General features: G+C 61.8%; 25 protein-coding genes. 12 read left to right on the top strand and 13 right to left on the bottom strand.

Annotated elements, in window-relative coordinates; all coding sequences use genetic code 11:
- Complete coding sequence (locus NLM15_RS37985; protein ID WP_254123090.1) at positions 1-1,257, bottom strand: GTP cyclohydrolase II; 1,257 nt, start codon at positions 1,255-1,257, stop codon at positions 1-3.
- Positions 1,258-1,638: 381 nt separating this feature from the next.
- On the opposite strand from NLM15_RS37985, the gene NLM15_RS37980 reads away from it, so the two are divergent.
- A complete protein-coding gene (locus NLM15_RS37980; protein WP_254123089.1) occupies positions 1,639-2,766 on the top strand; it encodes a threonine synthase in 1,128 nt (375 codons plus the stop codon).
- A 193-nt stretch (positions 2,767-2,959) separates the two neighbouring features.
- Here the strand turns inward: NLM15_RS37980 and NLM15_RS37975 are convergent, their stop codons facing one another.
- Positions 2,960-3,775 carry a DUF2927 domain-containing protein gene (locus NLM15_RS37975; RefSeq protein WP_254123088.1) on the bottom strand — a complete coding sequence of 272 codons (816 nt, stop codon included), beginning with the start codon at positions 3,773-3,775 and terminating at the stop codon, positions 2,960-2,962.
- Positions 3,776-3,859: 84 nt separating this feature from the next.
- On the bottom strand, positions 3,860-4,438 hold the full coding sequence (locus tag NLM15_RS37970; protein WP_254123087.1) for a L,D-transpeptidase: 579 nt from the start codon (positions 4,436-4,438) through the stop codon (positions 3,860-3,862).
- A 363-nt stretch (positions 4,439-4,801) separates the two neighbouring features.
- On the opposite strand from NLM15_RS37970, the gene NLM15_RS37965 reads away from it, so the two are divergent.
- The 3 genes from NLM15_RS37965 (at position 4,802) to NLM15_RS37955 (ending at position 8,038) form a co-directional block, all read left to right on the top strand.
- Positions 4,802-6,349, top strand: coding sequence for an acetolactate synthase large subunit (locus NLM15_RS37965; protein WP_254123086.1), 1,548 nt, complete (start codon positions 4,802-4,804; stop codon positions 6,347-6,349).
- Positions 6,350-6,532: 183 nt separating this feature from the next.
- Positions 6,533-7,051, top strand: a complete 519-nt coding sequence (locus NLM15_RS37960; protein ID WP_254123085.1) for a hypothetical protein — start codon at positions 6,533-6,535, stop codon at positions 7,049-7,051.
- A 126-nt stretch (positions 7,052-7,177) separates the two neighbouring features.
- Positions 7,178-8,038 carry a L,D-transpeptidase gene (locus tag NLM15_RS37955; RefSeq protein WP_254123084.1) on the top strand — a complete coding sequence of 287 codons (861 nt, stop codon included), beginning with the start codon at positions 7,178-7,180 and terminating at the stop codon, positions 8,036-8,038.
- 171 nt (positions 8,039-8,209) lie between these two features.
- On the opposite strand, the gene NLM15_RS37950 is transcribed toward NLM15_RS37955, so the two are convergent.
- Positions 8,210-8,443 carry a DUF3551 domain-containing protein gene (locus NLM15_RS37950; RefSeq protein WP_254123083.1) on the bottom strand — a complete coding sequence of 78 codons (234 nt, stop codon included), beginning with the start codon at positions 8,441-8,443 and terminating at the stop codon, positions 8,210-8,212.
- Positions 8,444-8,694: 251 nt separating this feature from the next.
- Between NLM15_RS37950 and NLM15_RS37945 the strand changes: the two genes are divergently transcribed.
- The 3 genes from NLM15_RS37945 (at position 8,695) to greA (ending at position 10,223) form a co-directional block, all read left to right on the top strand.
- On the top strand, positions 8,695-9,012 hold the full coding sequence (locus NLM15_RS37945) for a hypothetical protein (protein WP_254123082.1): 318 nt from the start codon (positions 8,695-8,697) through the stop codon (positions 9,010-9,012).
- A gap of 145 nt (positions 9,013-9,157) precedes the next feature.
- On the top strand, positions 9,158-9,643 hold the full coding sequence (locus tag NLM15_RS37940; protein ID WP_254123081.1) for a hypothetical protein: 486 nt from the start codon (positions 9,158-9,160) through the stop codon (positions 9,641-9,643).
- 97 nt (positions 9,644-9,740) lie between these two features.
- On the top strand, positions 9,741-10,223 hold the full coding sequence (gene greA / locus NLM15_RS37935; RefSeq protein ID WP_254123080.1) for a transcription elongation factor GreA: 483 nt from the start codon (positions 9,741-9,743) through the stop codon (positions 10,221-10,223).
- A gap of 218 nt (positions 10,224-10,441) precedes the next feature.
- Here greA and NLM15_RS37930 read toward each other — a convergent pair whose 3' ends face one another.
- Positions 10,442-10,885 (bottom strand): DUF3224 domain-containing protein, encoded by a 444-nt coding sequence (locus tag NLM15_RS37930; protein WP_254124634.1) that lies wholly within the window; start codon positions 10,883-10,885, stop codon positions 10,442-10,444.
- A 435-nt stretch (positions 10,886-11,320) separates the two neighbouring features.
- Here NLM15_RS37930 and NLM15_RS37925 point away from each other — a divergent pair, with 435 nt between their 5' ends.
- Positions 11,321-11,998: a hypothetical protein gene (locus NLM15_RS37925; protein WP_254123079.1), complete on the top strand. Its 678-nt coding sequence runs from the start codon at positions 11,321-11,323 to the stop codon at positions 11,996-11,998.
- Between the two features lie 52 nt (positions 11,999-12,050).
- Here NLM15_RS37925 and NLM15_RS37920 read toward each other — a convergent pair whose 3' ends face one another.
- The 3 genes from NLM15_RS37920 to NLM15_RS37910 all read right to left on the bottom strand — a co-directional run bounded on the left by NLM15_RS37920 (position 12,051) and on the right by NLM15_RS37910 (position 14,253).
- The gene (locus NLM15_RS37920; protein WP_254123078.1) at positions 12,051-12,416 is read right to left on the bottom strand and encodes a hypothetical protein; all 366 of its coding nucleotides are present in this window, start codon (positions 12,414-12,416) and stop codon (positions 12,051-12,053) included.
- Positions 12,413-12,847 (bottom strand): hypothetical protein, encoded by a 435-nt coding sequence (locus NLM15_RS37915; RefSeq protein WP_254123077.1) that lies wholly within the window; start codon positions 12,845-12,847, stop codon positions 12,413-12,415. The genes NLM15_RS37920 and NLM15_RS37915 overlap by 4 nt, the downstream gene beginning before the upstream one ends.
- 62 nt (positions 12,848-12,909) lie before the next feature.
- On the bottom strand, positions 12,910-14,253 hold the full coding sequence (locus NLM15_RS37910) for a metallophosphoesterase (RefSeq protein WP_254123076.1): 1,344 nt from the start codon (positions 14,251-14,253) through the stop codon (positions 12,910-12,912).
- Between the two features lie 149 nt (positions 14,254-14,402).
- Here NLM15_RS37910 and NLM15_RS37905 point away from each other — a divergent pair, with 149 nt between their 5' ends.
- Both NLM15_RS37905 and NLM15_RS37900 read left to right on the top strand, forming a co-directional pair.
- Positions 14,403-15,725, top strand: a complete 1,323-nt coding sequence (locus NLM15_RS37905; RefSeq protein ID WP_254124626.1) for a TAXI family TRAP transporter solute-binding subunit — start codon at positions 14,403-14,405, stop codon at positions 15,723-15,725.
- 312 nt (positions 15,726-16,037) lie between these two features.
- Positions 16,038-17,816: an adenylate/guanylate cyclase domain-containing protein gene (locus NLM15_RS37900; RefSeq protein WP_254123075.1), complete on the top strand. Its 1,779-nt coding sequence runs from the start codon at positions 16,038-16,040 to the stop codon at positions 17,814-17,816.
- A gap of 4 nt (positions 17,817-17,820) precedes the next feature.
- On the opposite strand, the gene NLM15_RS37895 is transcribed toward NLM15_RS37900, so the two are convergent.
- The 3 genes from NLM15_RS37895 to NLM15_RS37885 form a co-directional block, all read right to left on the bottom strand.
- Positions 17,821-18,432, bottom strand: coding sequence for a 2-hydroxychromene-2-carboxylate isomerase (locus NLM15_RS37895; RefSeq protein WP_254123074.1), 612 nt, complete (start codon positions 18,430-18,432; stop codon positions 17,821-17,823).
- A 170-nt stretch (positions 18,433-18,602) separates the two neighbouring features.
- The gene (locus NLM15_RS37890; protein WP_254123073.1) at positions 18,603-19,232 is read right to left on the bottom strand and encodes an NADPH-dependent F420 reductase; all 630 of its coding nucleotides are present in this window, start codon (positions 19,230-19,232) and stop codon (positions 18,603-18,605) included.
- A gap of 91 nt (positions 19,233-19,323) precedes the next feature.
- Positions 19,324-19,650, bottom strand: coding sequence for a hypothetical protein (locus tag NLM15_RS37885; protein WP_254123072.1), 327 nt, complete (start codon positions 19,648-19,650; stop codon positions 19,324-19,326).
- Between the two features lie 99 nt (positions 19,651-19,749).
- Between NLM15_RS37885 and NLM15_RS37880 the strand changes: the two genes are divergently transcribed.
- The gene (locus tag NLM15_RS37880; protein WP_254124624.1) at positions 19,750-20,685 is read left to right on the top strand and encodes a LysR family transcriptional regulator; all 936 of its coding nucleotides are present in this window, start codon (positions 19,750-19,752) and stop codon (positions 20,683-20,685) included.
- A 792-nt stretch (positions 20,686-21,477) separates the two neighbouring features.
- A complete protein-coding gene (locus NLM15_RS37875; protein WP_254123071.1) occupies positions 21,478-22,836 on the top strand; it encodes an integrase arm-type DNA-binding domain-containing protein in 1,359 nt (452 codons plus the stop codon).
- 2,033 nt (positions 22,837-24,869) lie between these two features.
- On the opposite strand, the gene NLM15_RS37870 is transcribed toward NLM15_RS37875, so the two are convergent.
- Positions 24,870-24,974: a transposase gene (locus NLM15_RS37870; RefSeq protein WP_254124622.1), complete on the bottom strand. Its 105-nt coding sequence runs from the start codon at positions 24,972-24,974 to the stop codon at positions 24,870-24,872.
- The gene (locus NLM15_RS37865; RefSeq protein WP_254124767.1) at positions 24,953-25,165 is read right to left on the bottom strand and encodes a hypothetical protein; all 213 of its coding nucleotides are present in this window, start codon (positions 25,163-25,165) and stop codon (positions 24,953-24,955) included. Before NLM15_RS37865 ends, NLM15_RS37870 begins: the two co-directional genes overlap by 22 nt.
- Between the last annotated feature and the right edge of the window lie 323 nt (positions 25,166-25,488).

Below are 25,488 nucleotides of genomic sequence, written 5' to 3'. Positions count from 1 at the left end.
TCAGTATTTTTCCAGCGAACGCCCGACCACGCCGTTCACGTCCTTCTCCGGCGCGATGTCGGTCGAGTAATAGCCGGCGGCCTTCTTCGCGGCGATCTCGACATAGGCGTCGGCCGGGATCAGCTCCGGCGGGATCGGCACGCGCTCGACGATGTCGATGCCCTGCGAGGTCAACGCGTCGTGCTTCATGTCGCTCATCGACAGGAAACGGTCGATGCGCTTGAGGCCGAGCCAGTGGATCGTATCCGGCATCAATTGCTGGAATCGCGCGTCCTGGACGCCGGCGACGCATTCGGTGCGCTCGAAATAGGCGGCGGCCGCATCGCCGTCCTCCTGGCGCTTGCGCGCATTGTAGACCAGGAATTTGGTGACCTCGCCGAGCGCGCGGCCCTCTTTCCGATTGTAGACGACCAGTCCGAGCCCGCCCTCCTGCGCGCCGCGCGCGGATTCCTCGATGCCGTGGATGAGGTACGGCCGGCAGGTGCAGATGTCGGAGCCGAACACGTCGGAGCCGTTGCACTCGTCATGCACGCGGCAGGTGATTTTGGTGCGATGGTCCGGCAGCTTGGTCACGTCGCCGAACATGTAGACCGTGGTGCCGCCGATCGGCGGCAGGAACACTTTCATGTCCGGCCGCGTCACCAGTTCGGGGAACATGCCGGCGGTTTGTTCGAACAGTGTGCGCCGCAGCTCGGTCTCGCTGGTGCCGAAGCGCTCGGCAAGGCCAGGCAGATACCACACCGGATCGATCGCGATCTTCACCACCGACACGCTGCCATTAGCATGCACGACCTCGCCGTCCGCGCGCAGCCGTTTTGCGGCCAGCGCCTCGCGGATCTCCGGCAGGTCGAGCCGCGCCCGCGTCACCGCGATGCTCGGCCTGATGTCGACGCCCTCGGCGATGTCCTTGCCGAAATTCTCCGCGACCAGATGCCCCCACGGATCGAGCGCGACGATCTTTGCAGGATCGCTCCATTGCGGGAACGGCCCGATGGTCGCGGCTGGAAACGTGTTGGTGAGGTCAGGACGCCTGATCGGATCGAGCGCGCCTGCTGACACCGCGAGCGCCCGGTACATTGCGTAGGACCCGCCATGGCTGCCGATCACGTTGCGATCCCCGGCGCGCGATACTGTGCCGATGATCGGCCCCCGTGCACGTGCATCCGCGGCCCCCCAATGGATCGGAAAAGCGGACTTTTTGCCCGGCTCCGGATGGGAGGTAAGGCGGATGTGGTCGGTACGGTTCGCACGGCTCATGACCAAACTCCCAAAAAGCCGACGGCCCGCCGCTCGGACGGGCCTGGCTCGGCCGCGTTGCCGATGGGAACACCGGCGCCGCAAGCTCAATCCAACATAGTGTAGCGGGCAGTCGCGACAGACAAGTTAATCGTCCCGCCGGGGGTAAGGCCGTTTGCGGCCCAATTCCCGTCATCGACGCGCCGGCAAGGCCTGCCTGAACGCCGCGCCCTCGCACAGGCCAACCTGGCCGCCCGGTCTGTGCGGTCTTTTTAAGATATTGAAATATATCTCGTTTTCTCATTTTCAAGGGCTGCTGCATGGCTTGCGCGGCACGCTTCGAATCCTGGACAAACCGTGTCATCACACCGATCGTACAGATCGCCTTCCCCGGAGAACGCCATGCCCGCAGCCAACTACATCGATCCCCGCAACGGACAGCTCTATCCGCTGGACCAGCCGCGCTGGTGCTCGGACGAGCGCACGCCGCTGCTGGTGACGCCGGGGACGGGGATCTCGCGCGAGGAGATTGACGGCCGGACGCGCTCGCTCTGGCGCTACCGGGCGGCGCTGCCGGTCGCGATCGCACAGCCGATCACGCTCGGCGAAGGCTGCACGCCGCTGGTTCAGCAGGATTGGGGCGATCTGCGGCCGTTCTTCAAGCTCGAATGGTTCAACCCCACAGGCAGCTTCAAGGATCGCGGCTCCTCCGTGATGCTGTCGTTCCTGCGGCAGATCGGCGTCGATGCCATTCTTGAAGACAGCTCCGGCAATGGCGGCTCGTCGATGGCGGGGTTGGGCGCCGCCGGCGGCATGCGCGTGAAGATTTTAGCGCCGGCCTCCACGTCGCCGGCCAAGATCGCGCAGGTGCGCGCCTATGGCGCCACGGTGCAGCTCGTCGAGGGGCCGCGCGAGGAGTCGGAGGCCGAGGCCATCCGCCAGTCGAGCCAGACCTTTTACGCCAGCCACAACTGGCAGCCGTTCTTTCTCGAAGGCACCAAATCGCTCGCCTATGAAATCTGGGAAGACCTCGGTTTTCGCGCGCCCGACAACGTCATCGTCCCCGTCGGCGCCGGCAGCAGCCTCCTGGGCTGCGCCTTCGGCTTCCGTGAGTTGCTGAAAGCCGGCCAGATCGCAAAGCTGCCGCGCCTGTTCGCGGCGCAGCCGAAAAATTGCTCGCCGATCGATGCGAGCTTCAGGGCCGGCGTCGATACGCCTGTGGCCCGCGAGGTCAACAAGACCATCGCCGAAGGCACCGCGATCAAGTCCCCGCTGCGCCTGCGCGAGATCATCGCTGCCCTGCGCGAGAGCGGCGGCGGCACCGTTGCGCTGACCGAGGATGAGATCGTCGCCGCCCTGCGCCGTCTCGCGCGTCAGGGCCTGTTCGCCGAGCCGACCAGCGCCAGCGCAGCCGCCGCGCTGGAAAAACTCTCCGCTGCCGGGTCGATCAAGGCGAACGAGACAACGGTAGCGGTCCTCACCGGCACCGGCCTGAAGGCTGCGACAACAGTTGCCGATCTGGTGCAGTAGAGCGGCGGGGTGTTCCTTCTTCCTTCTCCCCTTGTGGGAGAAGGTGGCGCGAAGCGCCGGATGAGGGGTCTGTCTCCACGTACTCGAGAGAGAATGACTCGCGGCGCGATACCCCTCACCCGTCTCGCCGCTGCGCGGCGAGCCACCCTCTCCCACAAGGGGGAGAGGGAAAGAAGCTCTGCCGCTAGAAGCCTTACTCCTTCAGATCATTCACGCGCTTCACCCACGCGCGCACATCCGCGAGCACTTGCGGCAACACCGCCTTGACCTCCGGCACGGTCATGCCGGGCTTGATGCGGGGATCGTAGAGTAAATTGAGGATGTACTGGTCGTAGACGTCGAAATAGCCCATCGACACATTGTCGTTGAACATGGTCCACGGCACGCTCGCGGTGTCGTTGATGGGCCCGAGCGATTGCAGGAGTTCCTCATAGGCGCAGTCGAGGAACGTGAAATCGCCGTTGTCGACGGTGAGGATCACGTCGGAATGCTCGATCTCGAAATTGTCGTTCTTGCGGAAGCCGGACAGGCATTGCGGATCGAGCGAGGTGCGGATCTCGCGCGCCTTCTCTGCGCCGTAGAAGCTGGCAATGGTGCGGAACAGGTCGCGGTCGCGCACGAGCTTCACCCGCACGTTCGCCGCCTCGCTGGTCGTGGTCATGGCGATGTCGAGATGCTGCACGCGGGCGCCGATGTCGGCCACGACTTTTGCGAGCTGCGTCTTGCGATCGGCGCGGTCACTCTCCGCGTAGACGCGCACCGGCCCGTCGAACTTGCGGATACGGTCGACGCGGCCGGCGAGGTGGTATTCGGCGCCGAACGCGGTCTTCAGAAAGCCCTCGACGATCTCGCCGTCGGTAAAGCTCTTCTTCTCGGTGCGCTGGCGCGAGGCGATCGCGGGCAGTTCGCCCGCGACGGCGATGGTAGCGGTGTCAGGGGCGAACGCGAAGGTGGCGAGTGCCAGCAGGGCGATGCGAAAGCCGGATGAAGGCGGGGCCAATGCGCTCATTGCTGGCTGACGCTGCCGTATTCGGAAGCGACGCACAAGACCGCATATTCACGCGCCCCGCGGGTTCCCGCAGTTCGCCGACGGCTAGTTGTTCAGTACGACCACGGTGGTGCCGACCGAGACGCGGCTGTAGAGATCGCTGACGTCGTCGTTGGTCATGCGGAAGCAGCCGGAGGACACAGCCTGTCCGATCGTCTCCGGCTCGTTGGAGCCGTGGATGCGGTACAGCGTCGAGCCCAGATACATCGCGCGCGCGCCGAGCGGATTCTCGATGCCGCCCTTCATGTGGCGCGGCAGGTCGGGCCGGCGCGCCAGCATCTGCGACGGCGGCGTCCAGGCCGGCCATTCCTTCTTGGCGGTGATCCTGTGCACCCCGCCCCAGCGGAAGCCGTCGCGGCCGACGCCGATGCCGTAGCGCAGCGCCTGGCCGTTCTGGAGCACCAGATACAGCCGCCGCTCGCTGGTGTTCACCACGATCGTGCCGGGGGCATAGTTGCCGTTGTACATGACGGTGGTGCGGGGGATCGGGCTGGAGCCGCCGCGGAAGAAGTTCGGGCCGCCACCCATGATGTCGCGCGAGTCGAACTCTTCGGCGAGCGCGCCGCCTGCCATGGCCGACAGCAATGCAATGGCGGCAATCGGCGCGGCAAAAAACCGGATCATTGTTTCCCCCAGCAAAAAATCGATTCAACTGAAGTTACAGGCCATATTTGCGGGCTTTTCGCAAGCCACGGCCCCGTGAAGGCGCCATGCTTAACGATTGGCGTTACCAAATCGGCAACCCCGCCCATTTGCCGGAAGGCATTGGAGCGTTTTCAAGCGAAGTGGATACCGGTTCGCATGAAGAAAACGCGTCAAAACATGAATCTAATGCCCCGTTCCGATTCCATCGGAACGGGGCATTAGCCAAGCCGGCGCGTCGCCGCGCGGGGCAGGGCCGCGATGGGCGCTATTGCTTTGACGGGGGCGGCGAACAATGATTGATCGGGCTGATATCTGAACATTGCTGGTTGCGGGAGCTGAAGAATGAACGGTGCGGAAAGCCTGGTGCGGACGATGGTCAAGGGTGGGGTGGACGTCTGCTTCACCAACCCAGGCACCTCCGAGATGCATTTTGTCGCGGCGCTCGACCGCGTGCCGGGTATGCGCTGCGTCCTTGGTCTGTTCGAAGGCGTGGTGACCGGCGCCGCCGACGGCTATTTCCGCATGAAGGGAACGCCAGCCTCGACGCTGCTGCATCTCGGCCCCGGCCTCGCCAACGGCCTTGCCAACCTGCACAACGCCAAGAAGGCGAACTCCGGCATCGTCAACATCGTCGGCCAGCATGCCGTCTACCACATCGGCTACAATGCGCCGCTGACCTCCGACATCGAGGGCCTGGCCCGGCCGATGTCGTCCTGGGTCCGCACCTCGCCGGATTCCAAATCGGTCGCCGCCGACGGTGCCGCGGCGATCGCAGCCGCCAAGAGCGCGCCGCCGCAGATCGCGACCCTGATCCTGCCCGCCGATACCGCCTGGAACGAGGCCGATGGCATCGCCGAGGTGCCGGCCGAGCAGCAGCGCGCGAGCTATTCGCCGCAGGCGGTCGAGCAGGCCGCAAAGATCCTGCATGGCGACGGCGAGGGCACGCTGCTGCTGATGACCGGCAGCGCGCTGAGCGAGCAGGGCCTGGCCCTCGCCGAGCGTATCGCCGGCAAGACCGGCTGCACCGTGATGGGCCCGACCTTCCGCCCGAAGATGGCGCGCGGCCGCGGCCGCTTCTCGATCGACCGCATCCACTACGTGATCGAGAACGCGCTGCCGATGCTGGCGAAGTTCCGTCACATCGTGCTGGTCGAGTCCGACGATCCGGTGGCGTTCTTCGCCTATCCGAACAAGCCGAGCGTGCTGCGGCCCGAGGGCTGCGACGTGCATCGCATGACCTCCTGGGGCGAGAATTCGGTCGCGGCCCTCGAGGCGCTCGCCGGCGCCGTGAAGGCCAGCGCGAACGACGTCAAGCCGCAGGCGTTGCAGGAACTGGTCAAGCCGACCGGCGCGCTCACCTTCGCCACGATCGCGCAGGCGATCGCCTGTGCGATTCCCGAGAACGCGATCATGGTCGACGAGTCCCTGACCACCGGCCGCGGCTTCTTCCCGCCGACGGCGGCCGCGGCGCCGCATGACTGGCTCCAGAACATGGGCGGCTCGATCGGCTTCTCGACGCCGCTGTCGATCGGTGCTGCTATCGCCTGTCCGGACCGCAAGGTGATCACCATGGTCGGCGACGGCAGTGCGATGTACACGATCCAGTCGCTGTGGACGCAGGCGAGGGAGAACCTCAACATCGTCACCATCGTGTTCGCCAACCGCATCTACCAGATCCTGCGCGGCGAGTTCGACAATGTCGGCGCCGGCGAGCCCGGCCAGCGCGCCAACGACATGCTCCGGCTCGACCGCCCGACGCTCGACTTCGTGGCGCTCGCGAAGGGCATGGGCGTGCCCGGCCGCGCCGTCACCAACGCGGACGAGTTCAACAAGGCGCTGGCCGAGGCCGTCGCCGAGCCCGGGCCGCGGCTGATCGAAGTCCAGATGTAAGTCTGGGCGATCGCGCCGCGAACTCTGCCCCTCATCCTGAGGAGCCCGCGCTTGCGCGGGCGTCTCGAAGGATGCTTGCAGGTGGGATACGGGCCTTCATGGTTCGAGACGCGCGTTCCGCGCTCCTCACCATGGGGTCTGATAGCGGCGCGACCGAGTGCGCGTGATGGGCCGGGGGGCAAGATGCAGACCGAGCTGACCAAGGTGATCGTGGCGCTCCGGGACTTCTACGCTCACGAAGCATTTCTGTTCGAGAAGGACGTCGGCGAGCGGGCGATCACGCACCGCTTCGCCGTCTATCTGGAGCGGCAATTCTCCGGCTGGTCGGTCGATTGCAACTACGACCGCCTCGGCGAGCGCACGCTGCATCTGCCGCACGGCACGATCATCTCCACCGACGACCATCTGGGAAAGTCGATCTACCCCGATGTCGTCGTGCATCAGCGCGAGATCCCGAACAATCTGCTCACCGTGGAAATCCGCAAGGCGAGCAACCACACCTCGCTCGAGCACGACCAGCACAAGCTGATGGCGCTGACCGACGCGCATGTCTGGTTCGCCTACTGGATCGGCGTGCTGCTGGTGCTGGACAGGCACCATGTCACGACGTCGGAAGTCTATGTCGGCGGCGTCCTCGATCAGCCACTGTCGCTCTGGTTCGCGGCGCGGCTCCTGGAGAGCGGACCAGGGGCCACGCGTTAGGGCGCGTCCCGAACAAGAGTCCGGCGTTAACCATCGCGAACGGTTCCAGCCTGAGCGAAATCGCTTCGAAGTTTCTTAAATGTTGCTGGGTACCTCTCCTGGGCATGGTGACCTGGGGAAAGAGATATGGGTAAGCGGGCCAAACGCGGAAAGGCAGAGACGTTCGCACTCCCAATGGCCGCGAGAGTTGCAATTGGCGCCGTGGCCGTCGCCGCATTGGGGTATGGTTTTCTGTCTCGCCCGGCGAGCGTGCAACCGGTACGGAAGCCGTCCGCACAGCAAGCCCAGGCGTCGTCAACGCCGGTTTACGTGGCAACTCCAGTTCAAGCAGCCGCGCCGGCTCCAGCTCCGGTTCCGGCCCCGGCGCCTCTGGTCGAGCCACCAAAGGCCGCTGACGGTCCCGGAGCATTTGTTCGGCAGGTGGTCGACTACGCCAGTCGCCAGGCGACGGGCACCGTGATCATCGATACCGGAAACACATTCCTCTATTTCGTCCTGAACGACAGGCAGGCGATGCGCTACGGCATCGGTGTCGGCCGCGAAGGTTTCACGTGGTCGGGCGAGCAGACCGTGGCCCGCAAAGCAGAATGGCCGGATTGGCATCCGCCTGTAGAGATGATCGGGCGTCAGCCTTATCTGCCGCGGTTCATGGCCGGCGGTCCCGGCAACCCGCTCGGCGCCCGGGCGATGTATCTCGGCGAGACCGAATATCGCATTCACGGCACCAACAATCCCGACACGATCGGGAAGCGGGTTTCGTCCGGCTGTATCCGGCTGACCAATGACGACGTGATGGACCTTTATGAGCGGGTGAAGATTGGAGCGAAGGTGATCGTGCTTCCGGCAACCGCTGCCCGTCGTCCATCCCAGGGAGCGCCGGCCGACGCCGCTTTCCGATTGCCGGACCCGGCATCGCCGTCGAAGCGGCCCTTGGCGGCCAACGCGCAGATGCTGCCGTCCGGATCGAAGATCGCCGAGGCCCGGTAGTTCAGACTTCCGTGACGCAAGCGGCCTTGGCGACAACGACCGTCACCCGCTCAGTGCAGCGGATCACCCCCGCCGCCGCGCAAGTCAATACGCCGGACTGTCGGCGAGGTGGATCGTCTTCACGTAAAAAATGTGGCGGCGCGCGCGTCATGCGCGAGCGCCGCGATGTCGTCAGTAGGCGCGCTGCTGCGAGAACGCGTAGCGCGGATTGATGCCGCAATAGGCCGACGTGCCGGAAGCGCTGGCGAGGCACTGCTGATAGCTCGCGAACTGGCAGTTGCCGGGATAGCCCCACATGCGCCCCTGCAGGCAATATCGATCGTTTGCAGGATGTGCCTGGGCGGCCGGGGATGCTACGGCGATCAGCGCGGCGAACGATGCGAGAGTGAGGATGATGCGACGCATTTCAATCTCCTTCGAGAGTGGGATGGGAACGTCAGCGAGCTTGGCTCGTCTGATATATGGTCATGCCTGTCTTGGTGTCGGCGGAATGCCCCGCGTTCGCGTTGAGGCACATCATGTCGCAGCCGGCGGCCGGCAATGTGATCTCGGCCACAGTTCGCGTTGGGGTTCCGGCCTTTCGTGAGCAGACTTGCACGCGTCGATTCCGGAGAATTACGCTTGTCTCATTCGGATCAGGTATTTTGGAGGTTCTGATGCAAAGGTCATATTTGCTGGCTGCGACAGCAGCGCTGGCGCTTCTCATGCAAACATCGCTCGCGCCGGCGCAGAGCGCGCCGGCCGCCGACGGAACCGCAGCGCCTGCGGCGACAACCACCGCGCCGGGCGCGACCAGCGACACCTCCAGCCAGCCGACCGACTCCAAGAAGAGCGCATCGAAGAAGCCCGCGAAGAAGAAGATGACGCGGCAGCAGGAGATCGATCATTCGGTCGACAGCGGCACTGTGCCTGCGCGCTACCGCAGTTCGGTGCCCAAGCAGTACCAGCAATATATTCCGTTCGATAAGCAGTGACGGATCGCACGGCGGCGCGACGCGACCCACGCGTCGGGCCGCCGGTGCCTTCGCGTGACGGTCCTGACCAGGCGAATCCGGCTATACATCCCCGGTGGCGGTCCGCGAGAGCGGTGCTAGAGTAGGCCATAGCCCGGGGGGAGTAATGAGCGACGACGTTAAGGATGCTGGCCTTGTGGCCATGATCAGCAGCATCCTGGGAGGCAACAAGCGCGCAGACAGCGCTGCTCCGCCGCCGCTCGCCGAGGTTCCGCCGACAGCGCCGACGAACGGATTTGATCCGGTCGAGCCGTCCACCCCCGATCCTGCACCGGCCGAACCCGACAATGCGCCCGATGCGGTGCCTATTGCCGCGAAGCCGGTCGAGCCGCCGGCGAAAATCACCACGACGCCGGACGGCAAGCGGTTGCTGCCTGCCGAGGCGATCGCCGATCTCGTGCTCGGCGAGTTGCGCAAGCTGGAGAATTTTCCGGCGACCGGCGCCTCCGTCACGGTCTATGGCTATAAGCACTGGAACGCGATGATCACCTTCGCGCCGTTCTCGACCACTTTCCAGAACGCGACGCGGTTCCGCCAGGCCATGCCGGATCTCGTCTTCAAGCTCCGTCGTTTCGTCGAACTTGAGATATAGTCCGGGACAATCGCCGGCCGCGGCCCAGCACGCGATTCCCTGTTGAGGGGGCGCGAGGCGCGAGCGGTTACCCGAAACGGTTCGACAGGATCTTGAATTGAGCGTCGCCTTTACCAAGGAAGAAAGCGCCGAAACCGCGTCCGAGACGCTGTTGCCGGATCGCCCGATCTCGCCGCATCCAAATTTCGTGACGGAAGCAGGCCTGCAGGCGTTGCAGTCGCAGCTTCAGGAAGCGCGCGAGGCCTATGAAGCCGCACAAGCCATCGAGGACGTCAACGAGAAGCGCCGGCAATCGGCGGTGCCCTTGCGTGACGCCCGCTATCTCACCGAAAGGCTGCGCACGGCGCAGGTGATTCCCACCCCGGCGTCGACAGATGTCGTCGCCTTCGGCAGCACCGTGACCTTCAGCCGCACCGATGGCCGCGTGCAAACCTATCGCATCGTCGGTGAGGACGAAGCGGATCCGAAGGCCGGGTCGATCTCGTTCGTCGCGCCGGTTGCGAAGTCGCTGATCGGGAAGGCGGTCGGCGATGTCGTTGGTTCAGGCGCGCAGGAGATCGAGATTCTCTCGATCGCGTAGGGATGCAGCAGCACCGCGATGCGCTGGGCGGAGGTCACACTGGGCCTGTGACTGACTGCGCTTTTCCGATCAGCGAACGTTTCAATGCTGCGAATGATTGCTCGCGACTCCGGTCGGCTCGTCAGCAGATGGCCCGGCCGGCAATGCGCCGCCGGCCGGGCCAACACGCCACGCAAGGGATCAACTTCCTTCGTGCAGGACCCGTGGACACCGTGCTGTCACGAGCCGGACGTTCTGACGACGAGCTTTATGTTCAGCAGGTTGACGCCCTTGAACGGGTTCGGCGCGCTTTCGATTGTTCCCGTACCCGTGGCGTTCGCATAGGCACCCGTGCCCGACAGGATCGTGTATTCGCCGGTTGATTTGCCGTCCTTGGCCGTACCGGTGTAGCGCGCCGTAATCGAGCCTTCCTCGAACGTGTAGGTGCTATAGCCGAAGAAGGGGCCCGATCCTTTCAGCAGGTCCGAACTGTTGACGAACTCCTTCACTCCGATGCGGCCATCGTTGAAGACGGCGACGCCGAAAAATTTGCCGGCCACAACCGTCTGTCCTTCGACGTTTGCGGCCTCGATGACCTTGAGGTCGAGCGGCTTCGTGACGAGCTTGAACTCAAGCACCCGCTCACCGGCTACAGCGGTCGACGCCGCGGCGGCCAATGCCACGCCAGAAAGGAAAAAGGTGAGAGACTTTCGCATAGGCTCCTCCTGCGCTTGTTGAACTCAAGTCAAGAAGTGCCGGCGAGCTGAACATCGTGCCCGCAGCTGTTCGCGGCGGCACGAAGAGAGCCCTCGGCGACGCCCCGGCGGCGGCTGAAGCTCTCTGTACCCCAAGGCGCGAAGCCGGGACGCAAGTATAAGTCCAAGCGACGGGAGAAAAGTTCAGGCTTACGCAAGGGTATAATTGTATGCTGCCACTTGTGCGGGATTCTCGGCGAATCGAAACAGGCAATCGATTGCGCAGGAGCGCGCAGGGCGAGGCGAGAATTGCTATCGACAGGGGCAACCTCATTCGCCTAAAGCTTGAGCCATGCGTTTCGGTCGTCTTGTGCTGATCTCGAAGGTCTCCGCCGTGTCCGCGAAACAAAGCCCGATGGTTGGATGAGACGGTTTCTGTCGGGAGCGTTGCCGTTTTACGCGCTGGCCGGGTTGGCCATGTGCATGTACCTCGTCCTGTACAAGACTGACCTCTTCGACTTGAACGCCATCGTCCACGGTGCGACCGGTTCACCATGGTTTCCGGTCTTCATGTTCGCCTGCGTGCTCCTGGAGTCGGTCTTCCCGTATTTTGGCTATTTTCCCGGAACCGCCCTTATCCTGATGTCCGTGGCGCTCAATCCGAAGCCTGCGGATGCCTCCGTTTTCATCGTGGCGTGGCTGGCCATCATCGTGGGCGCCGTTCTGAGTTACGGACAGGCTCGTTTTTTCAGGGCGTTCTTGCAGCGGGTTGCCTCGAAGGCGGCGATGAACCGATGTGAGTCTCTGTTCGACTCCTACGGTCCCTACGCGCGCGTGGCCTTGTTCGTTCATCCCAACGCATGCGCGATGTATTTTACGGCACTCGGACTTCTCGGCCGCAACCTGACGCGAGAGCTCGCCTATCTCAGCGTGGGCGCAGCGGCCTCGGTGGGTATTCTGTTCGTCATCGTGACCAGACTGGTGTCGTCCGTGGGCGCCACAGACGATGGGGAGTTGCAGGTGCTGCTGGCGGCAGGACTCGTCGCCATCGGGACCCTCGTCGGTCTCTACGCGGCCTGGCGGCCGGCTCGAGCGGCTTAAGGCTTGAATCCGGAAGATTGCGAACCGGCTTTCCGCGGAAGTCGCACCCAGGTCAGAGCCTGAACCAGGGTAGGGTGAGATAGACGCAAGCGATCATCGAGAGGATGGGAATGACCCACACCCATCCCGGCCAAACGTATCGCGTCAAGCGTTCGGCGTACGGCACGGCAACGAGGGCGACGATCAGTGCCCCGAGCGCGGCCGTCGCGGCCCACCCGTACCAGTACATCGCTGGAGCCAGAAATCCCATCGCGGGGGCAGCAACGTCTCGCGAATGATGCGTGCCCGCCAGCACGATGCCGAGCGACGGGAAAACGGTGAAAAGAGCAAGGTCCTTTGCGAGTGCGACCACGTAGAGGAAGCCAAATGCTGTCCCGAACGCGAATGCAAAGCGGCGGAACGCAGCCGATGACGTCATGCGCCGAAACCCCTGATGTTGTTTACGACGTGGCCGGTCAGGAAGCCCCACCAGATGACAAAGGCGAGGATCGAGGTGAGCATCGTGCGCGTCTGAGTAGGCTCGTCGGCACGCGGCTGTCGCCAGCAAACCCAATAGGCTGGTAGCAACGCAAAGCCGATAGCGGCGAAATGCTCCTTGAGGTCGAAGAAGCCCAGGGCTGGCCAATGACCGGCGCGCTCCAACTCCGGCCTGATCTCAACGCGAAAATACAGATAGATGATCCCACCGAGCAGGATGGAGATGGCATACAGGACGACGACGGCGTCGGCGAACCGGGCCGATGGCACGGAGCGAAAGCGGCCGAAAAACGAACTGGGGCGCGTTCCCGCAGTCGCCCACGTCGCCAAAGTCTGGTGCGTGATCGCGCCAAGCAGTGCAACGGCGACCAAGCCGTGAATAATCAGGAGTACTATCGTCAGAACCTTACCCCCGGCCTATTGCCCGCTCGCTGTCACGTGAAGAGTTCTTCGGTTCCGAATGGCTCTGCTGACCATGGCCGGAAGCGATTGAGGGTGAATTTCGTCTTCTGGCCGGGGTCAACGTCCACCAGCACGTAGTTGTACTCCTCTTGCGGAGGCTGGCCCTTCCAGTAAAGGTCCTGCGGATAGTCGGCGGGCACCTTGATGCTGGTTCGCCCCGGCAGGATTGGGTCTTGCTCGGCGCCGCCACCGCCCAACATCAGATACTTAACCCCATCTACGTCGTAGATTTCCGTGGTGTGGACGTGCCCGTTCAACACGACCACCTCCATGTCCTTCGCATACGACGCAATCACCTTGTGCGGGTTATCGGGAGCCGGGATCGGGCCCAAGCCCGACCGCGCAAACACGGGATAGTGGAAGACGATGAACGCCTTCCGAATGCCATTGGCCTTCGCCTCGTCCATCCATTTTTGAAGCTGGGTCATCTGCTCGGCATATTTTGGCCGATCGGCGTCCCACTGCGACGGCGACCGGTAGTCGTACTTGCCACTCCAGAGATAGATGAAGCGGGCGCCCTTGAAGTCGAATTTGTAGATGAGGTTTTCCGGCGTGACGCCGAATTTTTTCAGATACGGCACCGCCGAAAGTACGCCCTCAATCTTCGGGTCGGCCCACACCTCATGATTACCCACACTCATGAAAAAGCGCCCATCCAGACCGGCTGCGCGCATCTCGTCATCCGGCGCGGGTAGTTTCTTCAGCATTGTTTCGTTCACGCGCTTCCAGTATGGGCTGTCACTCACGGTCAAGCCCTGATTGCCCCACCACACGGCGTCACCGCTGTTGACCACGAATTTGGCGCGACCGGACTGGACGTCCTCGACGATCTCGCGCGTCACCCATTCGCCGCCATGAAGCCGGAACATGGTTCGATGCACTCCGGGAAGCAGTTTCACGTCTTCAACGGATGCCTCGGTGACCCAACCCTTGTCTACCGTAAGGGTCATCACTTCCGTCTTGGATGCGAACGGCATGACGACCTTGATCAGGTCCTTTGTGACCGGATCGAAGATCATCTTCACATCCTTCGCGACGACGGCCTCGGCGACCTTTTCCGGCATGACCAACCCGAACATCTCGACGAAGAACTTGCTGAGGTCCGGTTGTCCCTCCTTCAATGGGAGGTACATCATCGGTCGGGTATCGCCGACCGCCGCGAATGAAAAGCCGCCCCCGGTGGAAGCGGGTGCTTGCGCGGTTGTTGTTTGGGCCTGCGCATTGGCAACGACCGAAATGGAGAACGCCGGGAGCGCCGCAAGCGCGCTTAGAACGAGGCGACGACTGGGCTCGTTAGGCCAAGAGGATTGCATCATGATCACCCCTGATCGAGGAGAGGGAATGAGAGGCCACATAGGGCGAGCGAACAGCCCGATTTGCCAGCCGTGTCCGCTAGACCTTCAGCGGCGGGTACGCTTGACATAGATCAACGTCTGCATCGACCGACGCGTCTGGAGTGGCGAGCATGATGTCGATAAAATTGCCGCTGTGGCTTCGCTTTTTCCTGCTTGTCGGCGTCGTCATCTTTGCGGCAGGCGCAGGTCTCCTTGCCTATCGGTACTACAGCCGCCCGGTCACGCTGACCGTGGCGGTCGGCTCGCTCGACGGCGAGGCAGCGAAGGCAATGTCAGCGATGGCAGGCGAGTTCGTATCAGCGAACGCGCCGGTCCGGCTCAAGGTCATCGACAGCGGCACCGCGCTTGAGGCCGCTGCCGCTTTCTCCGCGGGCAAGGTCGATCTCGCTGTGGTTCGCGGCGATGTCGGCGACTTGTCGAAGGCGCAAGCCGTCGTCGTCGTCAGCCATATGGCCGTCCTGATCATCGCGCCGCCGGGATCGGCCATCGACAGCATGGACAACCTGAAGGGACGCACGGTCGGCGTGGTCGGCGGCGTAACGAACGCCAAAATTGTCGATGCGTTGACCAAGGAATACGATCTGGCGCGTGCAAAAGTTGTATTCAAGAACCTTGCTTTGACGGATGTCCGGCAAGCCATTCAGTCAAAGCAGGTCAATGCCCTGCTTGTGGTGATCCCGCTCGCCGAGAAATACCTCTCGCTCGTTCGCGGATTCTTTCAGCTCGACCATAAAAAGGTCCCGGTACTGATCCCGATCGATTCCGCGGGGGCAATCGCAGAGGTTCAGCGCGCCTTTGAAAGCTTCGACGTCCCGAAGGGCACGCTGCGGGGATCGCCGCCGGTCCCGGAAGATGACGTGACGACCCTGAGGACCTCGCTCTATCTGGTTGCGCAAAAGAAGCTCGGCACTGATCTGGTAACCGGCCTCACGGAGGCGATCATGAGCGCGCGCAGGAATCTTCTGCGCGAGCAGCCGATTTTCGCGCAGATCACCGCGCCCAGCACCGACCAGGATGCCTACCTTCCGCTGCACCCCGGCGCGGCAGCCGTCTACAACAGCACCACGCAAAGCTTCATGGATGAATACGGCAACTGGATCTATTTGACGCCGATGGTGCTGGGTGGCGCTGCCACCATGCTTGCGGCGGCGTGGAAATTCCTGGGCGTCGGCAGCCGCCCGGCCGAAGGGCCGCTCGATTCTCTCTATGCCCTGGCGCGCCGGATTCGGAAAGTCGGTACAGAGGCTGAACTTTCCGATATCGAAGACGAAATCGACGGCATCCTGAAGGCGGAGCGCGCCAAATCCGCCGCTGGGGACGAGAGCGCCGTGGATGATGCCACATTGAACGTGGCAGCCCACCGGCTGGAGAACCTGATTCACGACCGACGCACATTGATCGCCAAGGGACACACTGTTGCCTCCGCGGCGTAGGCGATTTACCTGGTTCTCGAACTGGGTCAGCCATTTGCGGGTTTGATGCAAATTTCCAGCGCGCCACTGCGCAACGCCCTCACGCCGCTCAGCCCCTGACGTTCGCACGCCTCGCCGACGATGCGGCCGGGTTGGTCGCCATCGGAACCCTTGTCGGTCTCAACGCGGCCTGGCGGCCGGCTCGGGCGGCTTAAGGCGTGAGGCGGCGTGCGCGCCAAGGTCTGCACGTGACCCATGCTGACATTGGCAGCCGGACAATGCGCTGCCAAATTGCTATACTGTCTGTTCAATCTCCCGAGCCGGGAGGAACTTGTGAGCAGCGAGCGCGTGGAGCGGCGCCTGGCGGCTGTGTTAGCGGCGGATGTCGCCGGCTATAGCCGCTTGATGGGCCGCGAAGAGGAAGGCACGCTGGCGCAGCTCAAGTCGTTCCGGAAAGCACTCATCGATCCCGCTATCGCCGAGCATCGTGGCCGCATTGTAAAGACGACCGGTGACGGCATGCTGGTCGAGTTCGCCAGTGCCGTGGACGCAGGTCGCTGCGCCGTTGAAGTCCAGCGCAGCATGGCTGAGCGGAATGCCGCCGTACCACAGGATCAAAGGATAGAGTTTCGGGTCGGGATTCATGTCGGCGATATTATCATCGACGAGAACGACATCTTTGGCGATGCCGTCAACATAGCCGCGCGTCTGGAGGGGATTGCAGAACCGGGAGGCGTATGCATTTCCGATGACGCCCAACGCCAACTCCGCGGCAAGCTTGATATTTGCTTTGACGATCTGGGTTTACAGGCACTGAAGAATATCGCCGAGCCGATGCGCGTCTGGCGAATGCAACTAGGTCTGGTCTCGGCTTCGGAGGTTTCAAAGGCTGTTCCTGCCGCGCCGAGCCAACTTCTCGCGCTCCCTGACAAGCCCTCGATTGCCGCGCTTCCGTTCCGAAACATGAGCGGCGAGCTGGAGCAGGACTACTTCACGGACGGCATCACCGAAGACATCATCACGGCGTTGTCGAAGTGGCGCTGGTTCTTTGTGATTGCTCGCAATTCGAGCTTTTCCTACAAGGGCCGCCAGGTCGACGTCAGAGACGTTGGTCGGCAATTGGGCGTACGTTACCTCCTTGAGGGAAGCGTTCGCAGGGCCGGCAGCCGGGTTCGCGTGACGGCGCAGCTTGTAGAAGCCGCCACGGGCACCAGCATATGGGCAGACAGGTATGACCGTGATCTGACCGATGGGTTTGTGATTCAGGATGAAGTGGCGCAAGATGTTGCCACTGCGATAGAACCAGCGGTCTCAAAAGCCGAAATCGAACGCGCCCGGCGTAAGACGCCGGAACAAATGGTCGCGAGAGACCACTATTTCCGTGGGATGTGGTACTTCCACCAGTTCAGCAAGGAGGATGCACACAAGGCCATTGCCTGTTTCAATCGCGCAATCGAGCTGGATAGCACGCTGGCCGACGCCTACGTGGGGATTGCGCGGACGTTATTCAGCACGCGTGCCTACCGGCTCGGCTCAGGGGGCGATGTCAATGCTCAAATTGCTTCGGCCGCAAAAAGTGCTCTTGCACTCGACCCTAACAGCGCTTCCGCCTGCTACATATTAGCGCTCAATCTCGCGCATAACGACGATTGCGACACTGCGGTCAAATTCGCTCGGCGAGCCATCGAGCTGAATGATAATTTTGCTCTCGGCTATTTTGCCCTGGCGGTGGCAAGCAATTTTCTCGGTCACCCCCAGGAAGCCCTCGCGGCAATCGATCGGGCGCAACGGCTCAGTCCCAATGATCCGCAAATCTTCGCCTGGCTCGCCCAACGGGCTTCGACCTTGTATCTGCTCGGGCGTTACGCCGAAGCCGCTGAGACGGCGCGGCAGAGCCTTGGACAACGCTGGTTTCACACTGCGTGCCGCGTACTGGCGGCGAGCTACGCGCAGCTCGACATGATCGAGCCCGCAAAAGCGGCGTTGGGTGATCTCCTGGCAAGCGAGCACTCCGAGAAGACGATTGCGGAAGTGATTCGCCCATTCAAACGTGAGGATGATCGCAACAATTACAGTGAAGGGTTGCGCAAGGCAGGAATGCCGCAACAATAACCTGTCAGCCATATTGGACGCGGCCAGAACGACACCAGCTAATGGCATCGTTCAGCCGGTCGTCGCCCCAGAACAGTTCACGATCCACGACGAACGTCGGTGATCCGAAGATGCCCAGATCTCGCGCCGCGCTCGTCTCCGCTTCAAGTGCAGCCTTCGTGGTCTCTGCCTCAGCCAATGTAAGCACACGCTCCGGGTCTTGCCCGATGTCCCGTAGACTTCCCGATACATTGGGCTCGGCGCCGGTTTCCTGTTTCAGCGTGAACCAGCGGCGATAGGCCGCGCGAACAAATTCCGGCCCCCAGCCTTCGCGCATGCCCACGGTTGCGATGAGATTTGCGACGATTGATTGCTTGGCGGGGTAGGGCGCAGGAAGGTTTGCTGGAAAGCCGTACATCGCAGCGCGCCGCTCGATGTCACGCCACATGTAAGTCAATTTGGCTGGCTTATCGGCGAACGGCACGTGCTTCATTTCCTGCAAGATGATGAGCAGGTGGAAGGGGCGCCAATGGAAGGAAATCCCGGTGGATCGCTCCACATCGGAGAGTCTCGACACGCTCAAATATGAATGCGTGCTGCCCATGGTAAACCAGAAATCAATCTGCGATGGAGCCATCTGGATCTCCCGTCGTCAGGTTTGACACCTTTATTGTCGATCATCGCACCGCGCGCTTCAAGAGAGGGGTAACGCGTCCCGCGGTCGCAACAGGTCGCGATTTTCGTTTCTAGCCGTTGGTGGACTTTCGCGGCGACGCCGGCTAACGACCGCTTCCGACCCGAAGCGGACTAAGCTTTCTTCCAAGAAGGAGCGGCGGAAGTGCCCCAACCCAAGAAGAAGCCAAAATGAATGTTCATCTCACCTATTGGCTCAAGAAAACGCGCATTAGAAAGCGGGCCTGCGTCGACGGCCTCGAAGCCTCCTTTTGTGACGAGATCGGAAACAGCTCTCTTGGCCTCATAGTCGTCGGCGGCAACAAACACTTGTACGGGCTCGCGCCCTTCGCGTGATTCAGCCGGAAGCAGTTGCGCAAAGATCGTGTTGTACGCCTTTACAACTTTTGCATCGGGCGCGAGCTTTTGGATTTCCTCCGCCGCCGAGGTCCGGTGCCCAATTAGCAAGTCCTTGAAGTCCTCCGTGATCGGGTTCGAGATATCGATAAGGACCTTGCCCGTGAGGTTGCCCGCCGCGCGGATCGCTTCGTCCAACTTCTGGTAATAGACAGCCAAAATGATGAGTTCAGCACTTTTCGCGGCCGATGCGATATCCGTGCCCCGCGTCCCACCGCCAACTTCCTGCGCGAGTTGCGCGGCTTTGATAGCGTCGCGCCCACCGATAATGACTTCGACGCCTTGACTCGCGAGCAGGCGGGCAAAACCCGATCCCATTTTTCCAGTACCGATGATTGCGACATTCATCGCTTATCTCCAGATGTTGGCCGAGAGGGGCGGAGACGACCGGAGTCATCTCCTCTGTCCCTTCACATCGCTTAACGTCGCGATCAAAAGATTAGTTCGTCACGGGTGATGTCTTGCGGATATGTAATCCGCTGCCTTCCCGGGTGATTTTCAGCGCACCGGATTGGTCCGGCGTCGACAAGACCACGCTCTGGCCTGGCGCGAGGACAGACACTAGGCGGATTGGCGTTCCGGAACTGCCCTGCGCGAGCGTCGTCACGACATGGAACCCGTCGCGCTCGACGGTATAGTACGCGACGCCGGATACCTGGCCGAGGTCGATGCTTTGGGCCTGAATTGGCCGGAGGCTGTCGGCGTGAGCGGTTCCAAGCGTCGCAAGGGCGAACGTAACGGCTAAGAGGCTACTGCGGACTGACATCTTGATCTCCTTTGGTTGGGTGGCGGGCCGACGCCTTCCATTCCCTTGCCCCGCAAGATGGTCCGCCTATGATCATCGATCAAACAGATTGGATCGATGATGGGTATCGACGCCGTTAATCTAAGCCGTGTCGACCTGAACCTTCTTGTGCACCTCGATGCCTTGCTGAGCGAACGTAGTGTTACGCGGGCGGCGAGCCGAGTAGGCATTGGGCAGTCTGCAATGAGCCACAATCTCGCGCGGCTCCGTGAGCTGTTCGAGGACGAGCTTCTGACGCGAGGGCCTGACGGCCTGCGTCTCACGCCTAGAGCAGTGATGCTGGTAGAGCCTGTACGGACTACGCTGTCTCAAGTTCAAACCATCGTGTCACGCGAGAAAGACTTCGATCCGGCCACAGCGGAGCGTACCTTCAGGCTTGGTCTTCCAGACAGCATGGAAATCTTGATCCTTCCCGCTCTCCTCGCTCGCTTGCGCGAGGTTGCGCCCGGCGTACATCTCCGGCTCTACAACATCGACTCGTCGAAGCTCTTGGATGATCTCGACGCCGACGAGTTGGACCTAGCCATAGGCTACGACGTGTTCGCTCAGGGTCAGATCCACCATAAGCGGCGCCTGCTCTTCAACGAGAGCTATTTGTGCATGTTCAACGCGGAAAGGACCGGCATCACCAGCGCTCAAATCTCGCTCGAAGATTACGTTCGGCTGCCTCATATTTTGACGAGCCTGCGGCCGGGTCGGAGCGTGCGGGGCGTGGTAGACGATGCACTTGAGAAGCTCGGGCTGCGCCGGACGGTGGTTCTGACCACGCCTCGTTTTCTCACCGTCCCCTCTCTGGTGGCGCGCGCACCCGTTGTGGTGACTATGCACGCCCGGCTGGCTCGGCTGTTTGCCGGCGAACTTCAGCTGAGCCTGAGCCCGCCGCCGGTCGATCTGCGAGACGTAGCTGTTTCACTGCTTTGGCACGCCTCCTACGATCGCGATCCAGCCCATGCATGGCTGCGCCAGACCGTGCTGGATATGGTCTCCGAGCTTTGAATGAAACTCGGTCTCTGGCGTGAATTAGTGGAGAGCCTGAAAAGTCAGGTGTTGCCGATTGGCCCTTCGCGAACCATTTCGGCCCGCTGCCTGAATTCTGCTTGCAACGGCAAGCCGACGTTTGCGCGGCCCCGCAAGGGAGCTATCAGAGAACCTTGATCGAGATTGAATGGCGAGCACGTTTGGGATCGAATCTTGGACCTCTCGCGTGTGAAGCCAACGCTCTCCCGCTGAGCTAGGCGCCCTTCAGCCGATCATGTGGGTGGTGCGGCCCGTGGTTTGGTGGCGCGAGCCTCTCTCCGGGATGATGACATCATGCCCCTGTTTTGCCCGACGGAGCAAGCTCCGATTCGGAAAAGGCGCAACCCATTGATTCGACTGATGTCGGCTACTGTGCATGGGGTTGTTTTCGACTTTTTTGATGGAGATGGTCCCCGTACGGCGCAGGGCGCCGACGATGGGGTCCGCAATTGGCAGGGGTTCAGGAGGATGGATGGTGGGCGCACAAGGGATCGAACCTTGGACCTCTCCCGTGTGAACCACAATCAGTAGACCATGGTCGACCTAATCCAGCCATAGTGCAGTTGCAAAAATGGTTGCAGCGCAGGGATTTGAGACCATATTTATCCACAGTAGACCATAGCTGGACTTGCTATATTTTGTATGCCCACGCTGTGCCCCTTGTGAGTTTTCCCGTGGGGCACAAGGAGCTGGGACGTGGAGGGAACGGTTTGTGCTTCTTTTCTTGGGACACATCTCGACCCATTCCTACAAGCCGCAAGGGCATAAACGATGCAAAAGGGCGAAAAAGATCTCAAAGCTGAAGAGACGACGAGCTACCTGAGGCTCAGCGACTCGGTGGTTCGTGCGGCCGTGCTGCCGCCGGGCAAGTCGCAGCACTATCTGCACGACACAGAACAGCCAGGACTTGCCATCAGGATGCGCGCGACTGGTGGGCGGACCTGGGTCTTCCTGTTTACCAGTCCTGGGGCGAGAGGCACCCAGCGCAAGACGTTGGGCGCATGGCCTAAATTCAACGAGAAGGCAGCGCGTAAGGCCGCCACCGTCGTCGCCGCTGAGGTGGTCATTGGGGTCGATCCGAACGAGGCCAAACGAGAGGCGAAGCGGCAACAGTTGGCCGAGAAGCAATGTACCACGTTGGTCGCCCTGATCATTGATGGGGGGCCTTACGAGGCGTCTCTGATGGAACGGCAAGTCGTCAACTGGAAACCGGCAATGTCCGCGCTGCGACGCGGTCTTAAGGATCATTTCGGTCTGGCCGTCGCCGAGCTGACACGACGGCAAATCATGTCGGCGGTGGACAAGATTGCTAAGTCCGGCAAGCGCGGTGCAGCTAAGGACCTCCGCAAGCACACCCACACCTTCCTTGAATGGTGCGTCGGTGAAGGTTACGTCGAGCACAATGTGCTTGCTGGCTATCGCGCGCCCAAGGAAACCCGTGCGCAGAGGGTCGGGCGCCGAACGAAGGGGCGCGCGCTGATCGATGAGGAGATCATCAAGTTCTGGCACGCATCCGGCAAGCTCGGGGCTTTTGGGCTATTGGCACGCTTGTGCCTGCTTGGTGGCCCGCGCCGCAGCGAGCCAACCATGATCGAGTGGCGAAAGCACATCATGGAGGACCGCATCACCTTCGAGGAGGCATGGACGAAGATGGGCCTACACCACGACGTGCCGCGCACTCACCTTGTCGACGAGGTGCTCGCGGCCTCAAAGCATTTCCAGCGCGCGACGTCGGATTATGTCTTCCCCTCACCGAAGACTGGCGGCCAGATGTCGGGCTTCACCAAGATGGTCAACCGCCTGGTCAAGGAAGCGGGTGTCGCTAACTTCACCATGCATGACTTAAGGCGCAGCTTGCGAACCATCATGTCCCGCTGCGGATACGACAATGAAATCCAACGGCTGTGTGTCGGGCAGAAACCCCGCGGAATCGATCAGGTCTACAATCACGACGAACAGTGGATCATACGCAAGATGGCGTTCGAAGCGGCCCACGACTATATCGCGGAATTGGTCGGCGCGAAACGGGTCGGTAAGGTCGCGCGCCTGCAAAGGACGAATCCACTAGACCCCATCAAAGCCGAGCTTCTCGGCCGTCTCCGGGAGCATTATGCGGCTGGAAGCGCTTAGGGGCTTTATCGCATCCGATCAAATAGTCGCGTACCGCATCGACGCGATAGAGCGGGCGTCCATCGACGTAGCGCCATTTCAGCGGGTGGTTCGGTTTGCGCCGCCACTGCTCAAGAGCTCCGGGTGTGCGCCGGATGACCGCAGCTGCCTCTAATGCCGTTAAATTAGAGCTACCCGGTAGCGTATCGATATCGAATGTCGCGGGCGGCGGCACGCCGCGGTTCTTGCGAAGGCGCTTCGCGGCATGCGGCGTTTGCCTGCAATCTGGCGCTCCAAATGCCTCAATCTGTGTCTTCTCATCTTTGCCGCGCACGCCTACGCCCCGAACCCATGATCGGCCCAGCACAATAAAATATTAAACTGCTCCAACAAGATAGAAGTCAGGTGCGCTGGACGGCTCCTGGGTAGCTCTGGCGTATAAATAGGACGAACCGGTTCCGATGGACCGCGAACGCGCTCAGCTGGCTAAGCAAGCGCCAGAAGGGCAAGGTCCTCAGCATCTATAGCAGTGCGACATACTGGGCTAAGACAGCCTGCATCCCGCGGCCGGCGTACCTTCGCACAGCAAACATCAAGCGGCCAATTTGTCGCGGGTAAGCCGCAAAAAAGCTCGCGGACAGGTTGTAAATCTGAAATCGCAACGCTGGTGCCACACGGTTGTCAGCTTTGCGTCCATTGGCCTCGACTCGATGCTCACCATCACTGTGGGAACAGCATTTTCGGTCCGGCACGTCCGGTTGCTCTGTTTCTCGGCACAATTGCCCACCAGCGCTCGGACTGGTTTGCGGATTCGTTGTCCGCGCTTTCGGGACTTTGAGCAATTCGGGTTTGTAAGACCGAGCGCAGCCGTGGGCACGAAAACCCAGGGGATCACGAACCATTCCTCATCGACCAACGTGTCTTCCGTCAGCGTCGAGCCTTGCAACCGTTTTACGAGCGCGCGCGATTTCGTCGCGCCCATGAGTAGAAAATGGCTGTTGCAAACGCCCAGGTTGTATGCAACCTTGGCTTGGGTCTCAGGAACCCAAGATAGCATCAGGGCCATCAGCGTTCTAACAGCCCCGTTCAGCGGGGACGGTGCGCCCATGTCCAAGGGGCACCCAAAAGCACATTGGCCGTTCACGATTACGGTTTCTGAGCCCGGCAGCCAGTCCGCTACCGGCAGAGCTAAAAGCAAAATCCATGAACCATCAGCGAATCTCGCGCCGCGCCGTGGCGATCGCTAGCGTCTGCAGCCTCGAGGTGTTGCACGACAACGAAACATCTCAGCAGAGAGCCGACCGGTTGCTGGCGCCGCAGGAGCGGCGCAACCGTTCTCTGTCACAAATGATTTGAAGCAATTACGCGGCTCGAAGGGAGGGGCTGGCTCCTCAGGGGTTAGAGTTTTAGCGGCCTCCACTTGTGCTGCGAGCGACGGTTTGCATTTCATCGGCGTCATCCTACTCGAGCAGAGCCCAAAGTTTGGCACCCCGCCAAAGCGCCTTCCGAGCTGCAAGGCGTTTGCCCCAGCGAAAAGCTTCCTTTAAGCAGGTTTCGGGTAACTAAGAGCATTGCGCGGGTTGAGGGCAATACCTTGTCGCGAGGGTGCCTGTGCACGAGGCGATCGAGGATAGATGCTCGTTGGGGAGCTGGCTTGTCACCACGGTCGAGCCGCGGCCATGGCCGATCCTCCACAGGTCGCGTTGCTGCTCAGCCGTCGGGCAAGTCCCCAGTCCTCGAGGACCAGAAGCTCGACTGCGAATGGTCGGTTCAAGCTCTTCGGCGTAGTCAGCCGCGCCTGGAGGCGGACGCGAACTCGACCATCTACACGGCCCGCGACGGGCGTCTTTTAGGATGGCGATGGCGTTCTTACGCCGCCGCCCTCCATCGGAATTCGGTTGCATCGACCCACATTCGATGAGGGACGACAGCCATCTTTCTGGCCAGCGCGACCTTCGCACCCTTGCTTCCTTCGGTGCCAGTGTGCAACACGCACCGCCTAAGCCTTCATCGAAGTCCATCGGGTTAATGGCCTGAGAACGACGTTGGCAGCTTCAAACAGGGCGGTGCGCTCCATCTCCGACTTGTGTGATCCATCCTACGCGATCAATCTCGCCAGATTGGTATCGCCGGGGCGTCAACCCGAGATAAGCGCCCACGGATTCGGAATGCAGGAATTGCCTGAAATCGTCCACGGTGGAGCGAAGGTCAACGCAGAGACCGGGCCGATCCCCGGCATCGTCATCAAAAGCCGACATGCCGAGTCGCTGCGCACGGCCTTCGGAATTAGACGATGTAGTCGCGCACACTCCCGCATCAGCGCTTCGCGTCCGGCGAGGAGCAGATTCATGATCCGACTCCAGCATGGCGTCATCTCCGACTAACTCACGAACTCGCGTGGCGAACCGAATCCGCGAGACGATTCCAGCTTTGAGACCCAGCGGACGCAGAAGTACTCGGATGACTCCTCCGCGGCAGCGATGGATCGAACGATATGCTTGCGAGCAGCCGCCAACGTCCGCGCCCTTCTGCCAATGCTTACGTGAACAGGCTTGAACCCTCCCATTCTCACTACCTGCGCGATCTCCCAAGGGCGTCGTTCCGATCGGTCTTTAGCTGCATGGCTGAAAGTGCCGCCTTAACCTGGCGGGCTTCTCGACTGACGGGCGGCAG

This window comes from Bradyrhizobium sp. CCGB20 (assembly GCF_024199855.1).
Lineage (GTDB): Bacteria > Pseudomonadota > Alphaproteobacteria > Rhizobiales > Xanthobacteraceae > Bradyrhizobium.
Note: the sequence above shows the minus strand (reverse complement) of the source record. Positions and strands in the feature narration are given on the sequence as shown.

What these genes read in the sequence shown, in the direction of transcription:
- NLM15_RS37985 (WP_254123090.1), bottom strand. Translation starts at nt 1,257, where the DNA reads ATGAGCCGTGCGAACCGTACCGACCACATCCGCCTTACCTCCCATCCG.
- NLM15_RS37980 (WP_254123089.1), top strand. Translation starts at nt 1,639, where the DNA reads ATGCCCGCAGCCAACTACATCGATCCCCGCAACGGACAGCTCTATCCG.
- NLM15_RS37975 (WP_254123088.1), bottom strand. Translation starts at nt 3,775, where the DNA reads ATGAGCGCATTGGCCCCGCCTTCATCCGGCTTTCGCATCGCCCTGCTG.
- NLM15_RS37970 (WP_254123087.1), bottom strand. Translation starts at nt 4,438, where the DNA reads ATGATCCGGTTTTTTGCCGCGCCGATTGCCGCCATTGCATTGCTGTCG.
- NLM15_RS37965 (WP_254123086.1), top strand. Translation starts at nt 4,802, where the DNA reads ATGAACGGTGCGGAAAGCCTGGTGCGGACGATGGTCAAGGGTGGGGTG.
- NLM15_RS37960 (WP_254123085.1), top strand. Translation starts at nt 6,533, where the DNA reads ATGCAGACCGAGCTGACCAAGGTGATCGTGGCGCTCCGGGACTTCTAC.
- NLM15_RS37955 (WP_254123084.1), top strand. Translation starts at nt 7,178, where the DNA reads ATGGGTAAGCGGGCCAAACGCGGAAAGGCAGAGACGTTCGCACTCCCA.
- NLM15_RS37950 (WP_254123083.1), bottom strand. Translation starts at nt 8,443, where the DNA reads ATGCGTCGCATCATCCTCACTCTCGCATCGTTCGCCGCGCTGATCGCC.
- NLM15_RS37945 (WP_254123082.1), top strand. Translation starts at nt 8,695, where the DNA reads ATGCAAAGGTCATATTTGCTGGCTGCGACAGCAGCGCTGGCGCTTCTC.
- NLM15_RS37940 (WP_254123081.1), top strand. Translation starts at nt 9,158, where the DNA reads ATGAGCGACGACGTTAAGGATGCTGGCCTTGTGGCCATGATCAGCAGC.
- NLM15_RS37925 (WP_254123079.1), top strand. Translation starts at nt 11,321, where the DNA reads ATGAGACGGTTTCTGTCGGGAGCGTTGCCGTTTTACGCGCTGGCCGGG.
- NLM15_RS37920 (WP_254123078.1), bottom strand. Translation starts at nt 12,416, where the DNA reads ATGACGTCATCGGCTGCGTTCCGCCGCTTTGCATTCGCGTTCGGGACA.
- NLM15_RS37910 (WP_254123076.1), bottom strand. Translation starts at nt 14,253, where the DNA reads ATGATGCAATCCTCTTGGCCTAACGAGCCCAGTCGTCGCCTCGTTCTA.
- NLM15_RS37905 (WP_254124626.1), top strand. Translation starts at nt 14,403, where the DNA reads ATGATGTCGATAAAATTGCCGCTGTGGCTTCGCTTTTTCCTGCTTGTC.
- NLM15_RS37895 (WP_254123074.1), bottom strand. Translation starts at nt 18,432, where the DNA reads ATGGCTCCATCGCAGATTGATTTCTGGTTTACCATGGGCAGCACGCAT.
- NLM15_RS37890 (WP_254123073.1), bottom strand. Translation starts at nt 19,232, where the DNA reads ATGAATGTCGCAATCATCGGTACTGGAAAAATGGGATCGGGTTTTGCC.
- NLM15_RS37885 (WP_254123072.1), bottom strand. Translation starts at nt 19,650, where the DNA reads ATGTCAGTCCGCAGTAGCCTCTTAGCCGTTACGTTCGCCCTTGCGACG.
- NLM15_RS37880 (WP_254124624.1), top strand. Translation starts at nt 19,750, where the DNA reads ATGGGTATCGACGCCGTTAATCTAAGCCGTGTCGACCTGAACCTTCTT.
- NLM15_RS37875 (WP_254123071.1), top strand. Translation starts at nt 21,478, where the DNA reads ATGCAAAAGGGCGAAAAAGATCTCAAAGCTGAAGAGACGACGAGCTAC.
- NLM15_RS37865 (WP_254124767.1), bottom strand. Translation starts at nt 25,165, where the DNA reads ATGAATCTGCTCCTCGCCGGACGCGAAGCGCTGATGCGGGAGTGTGCG.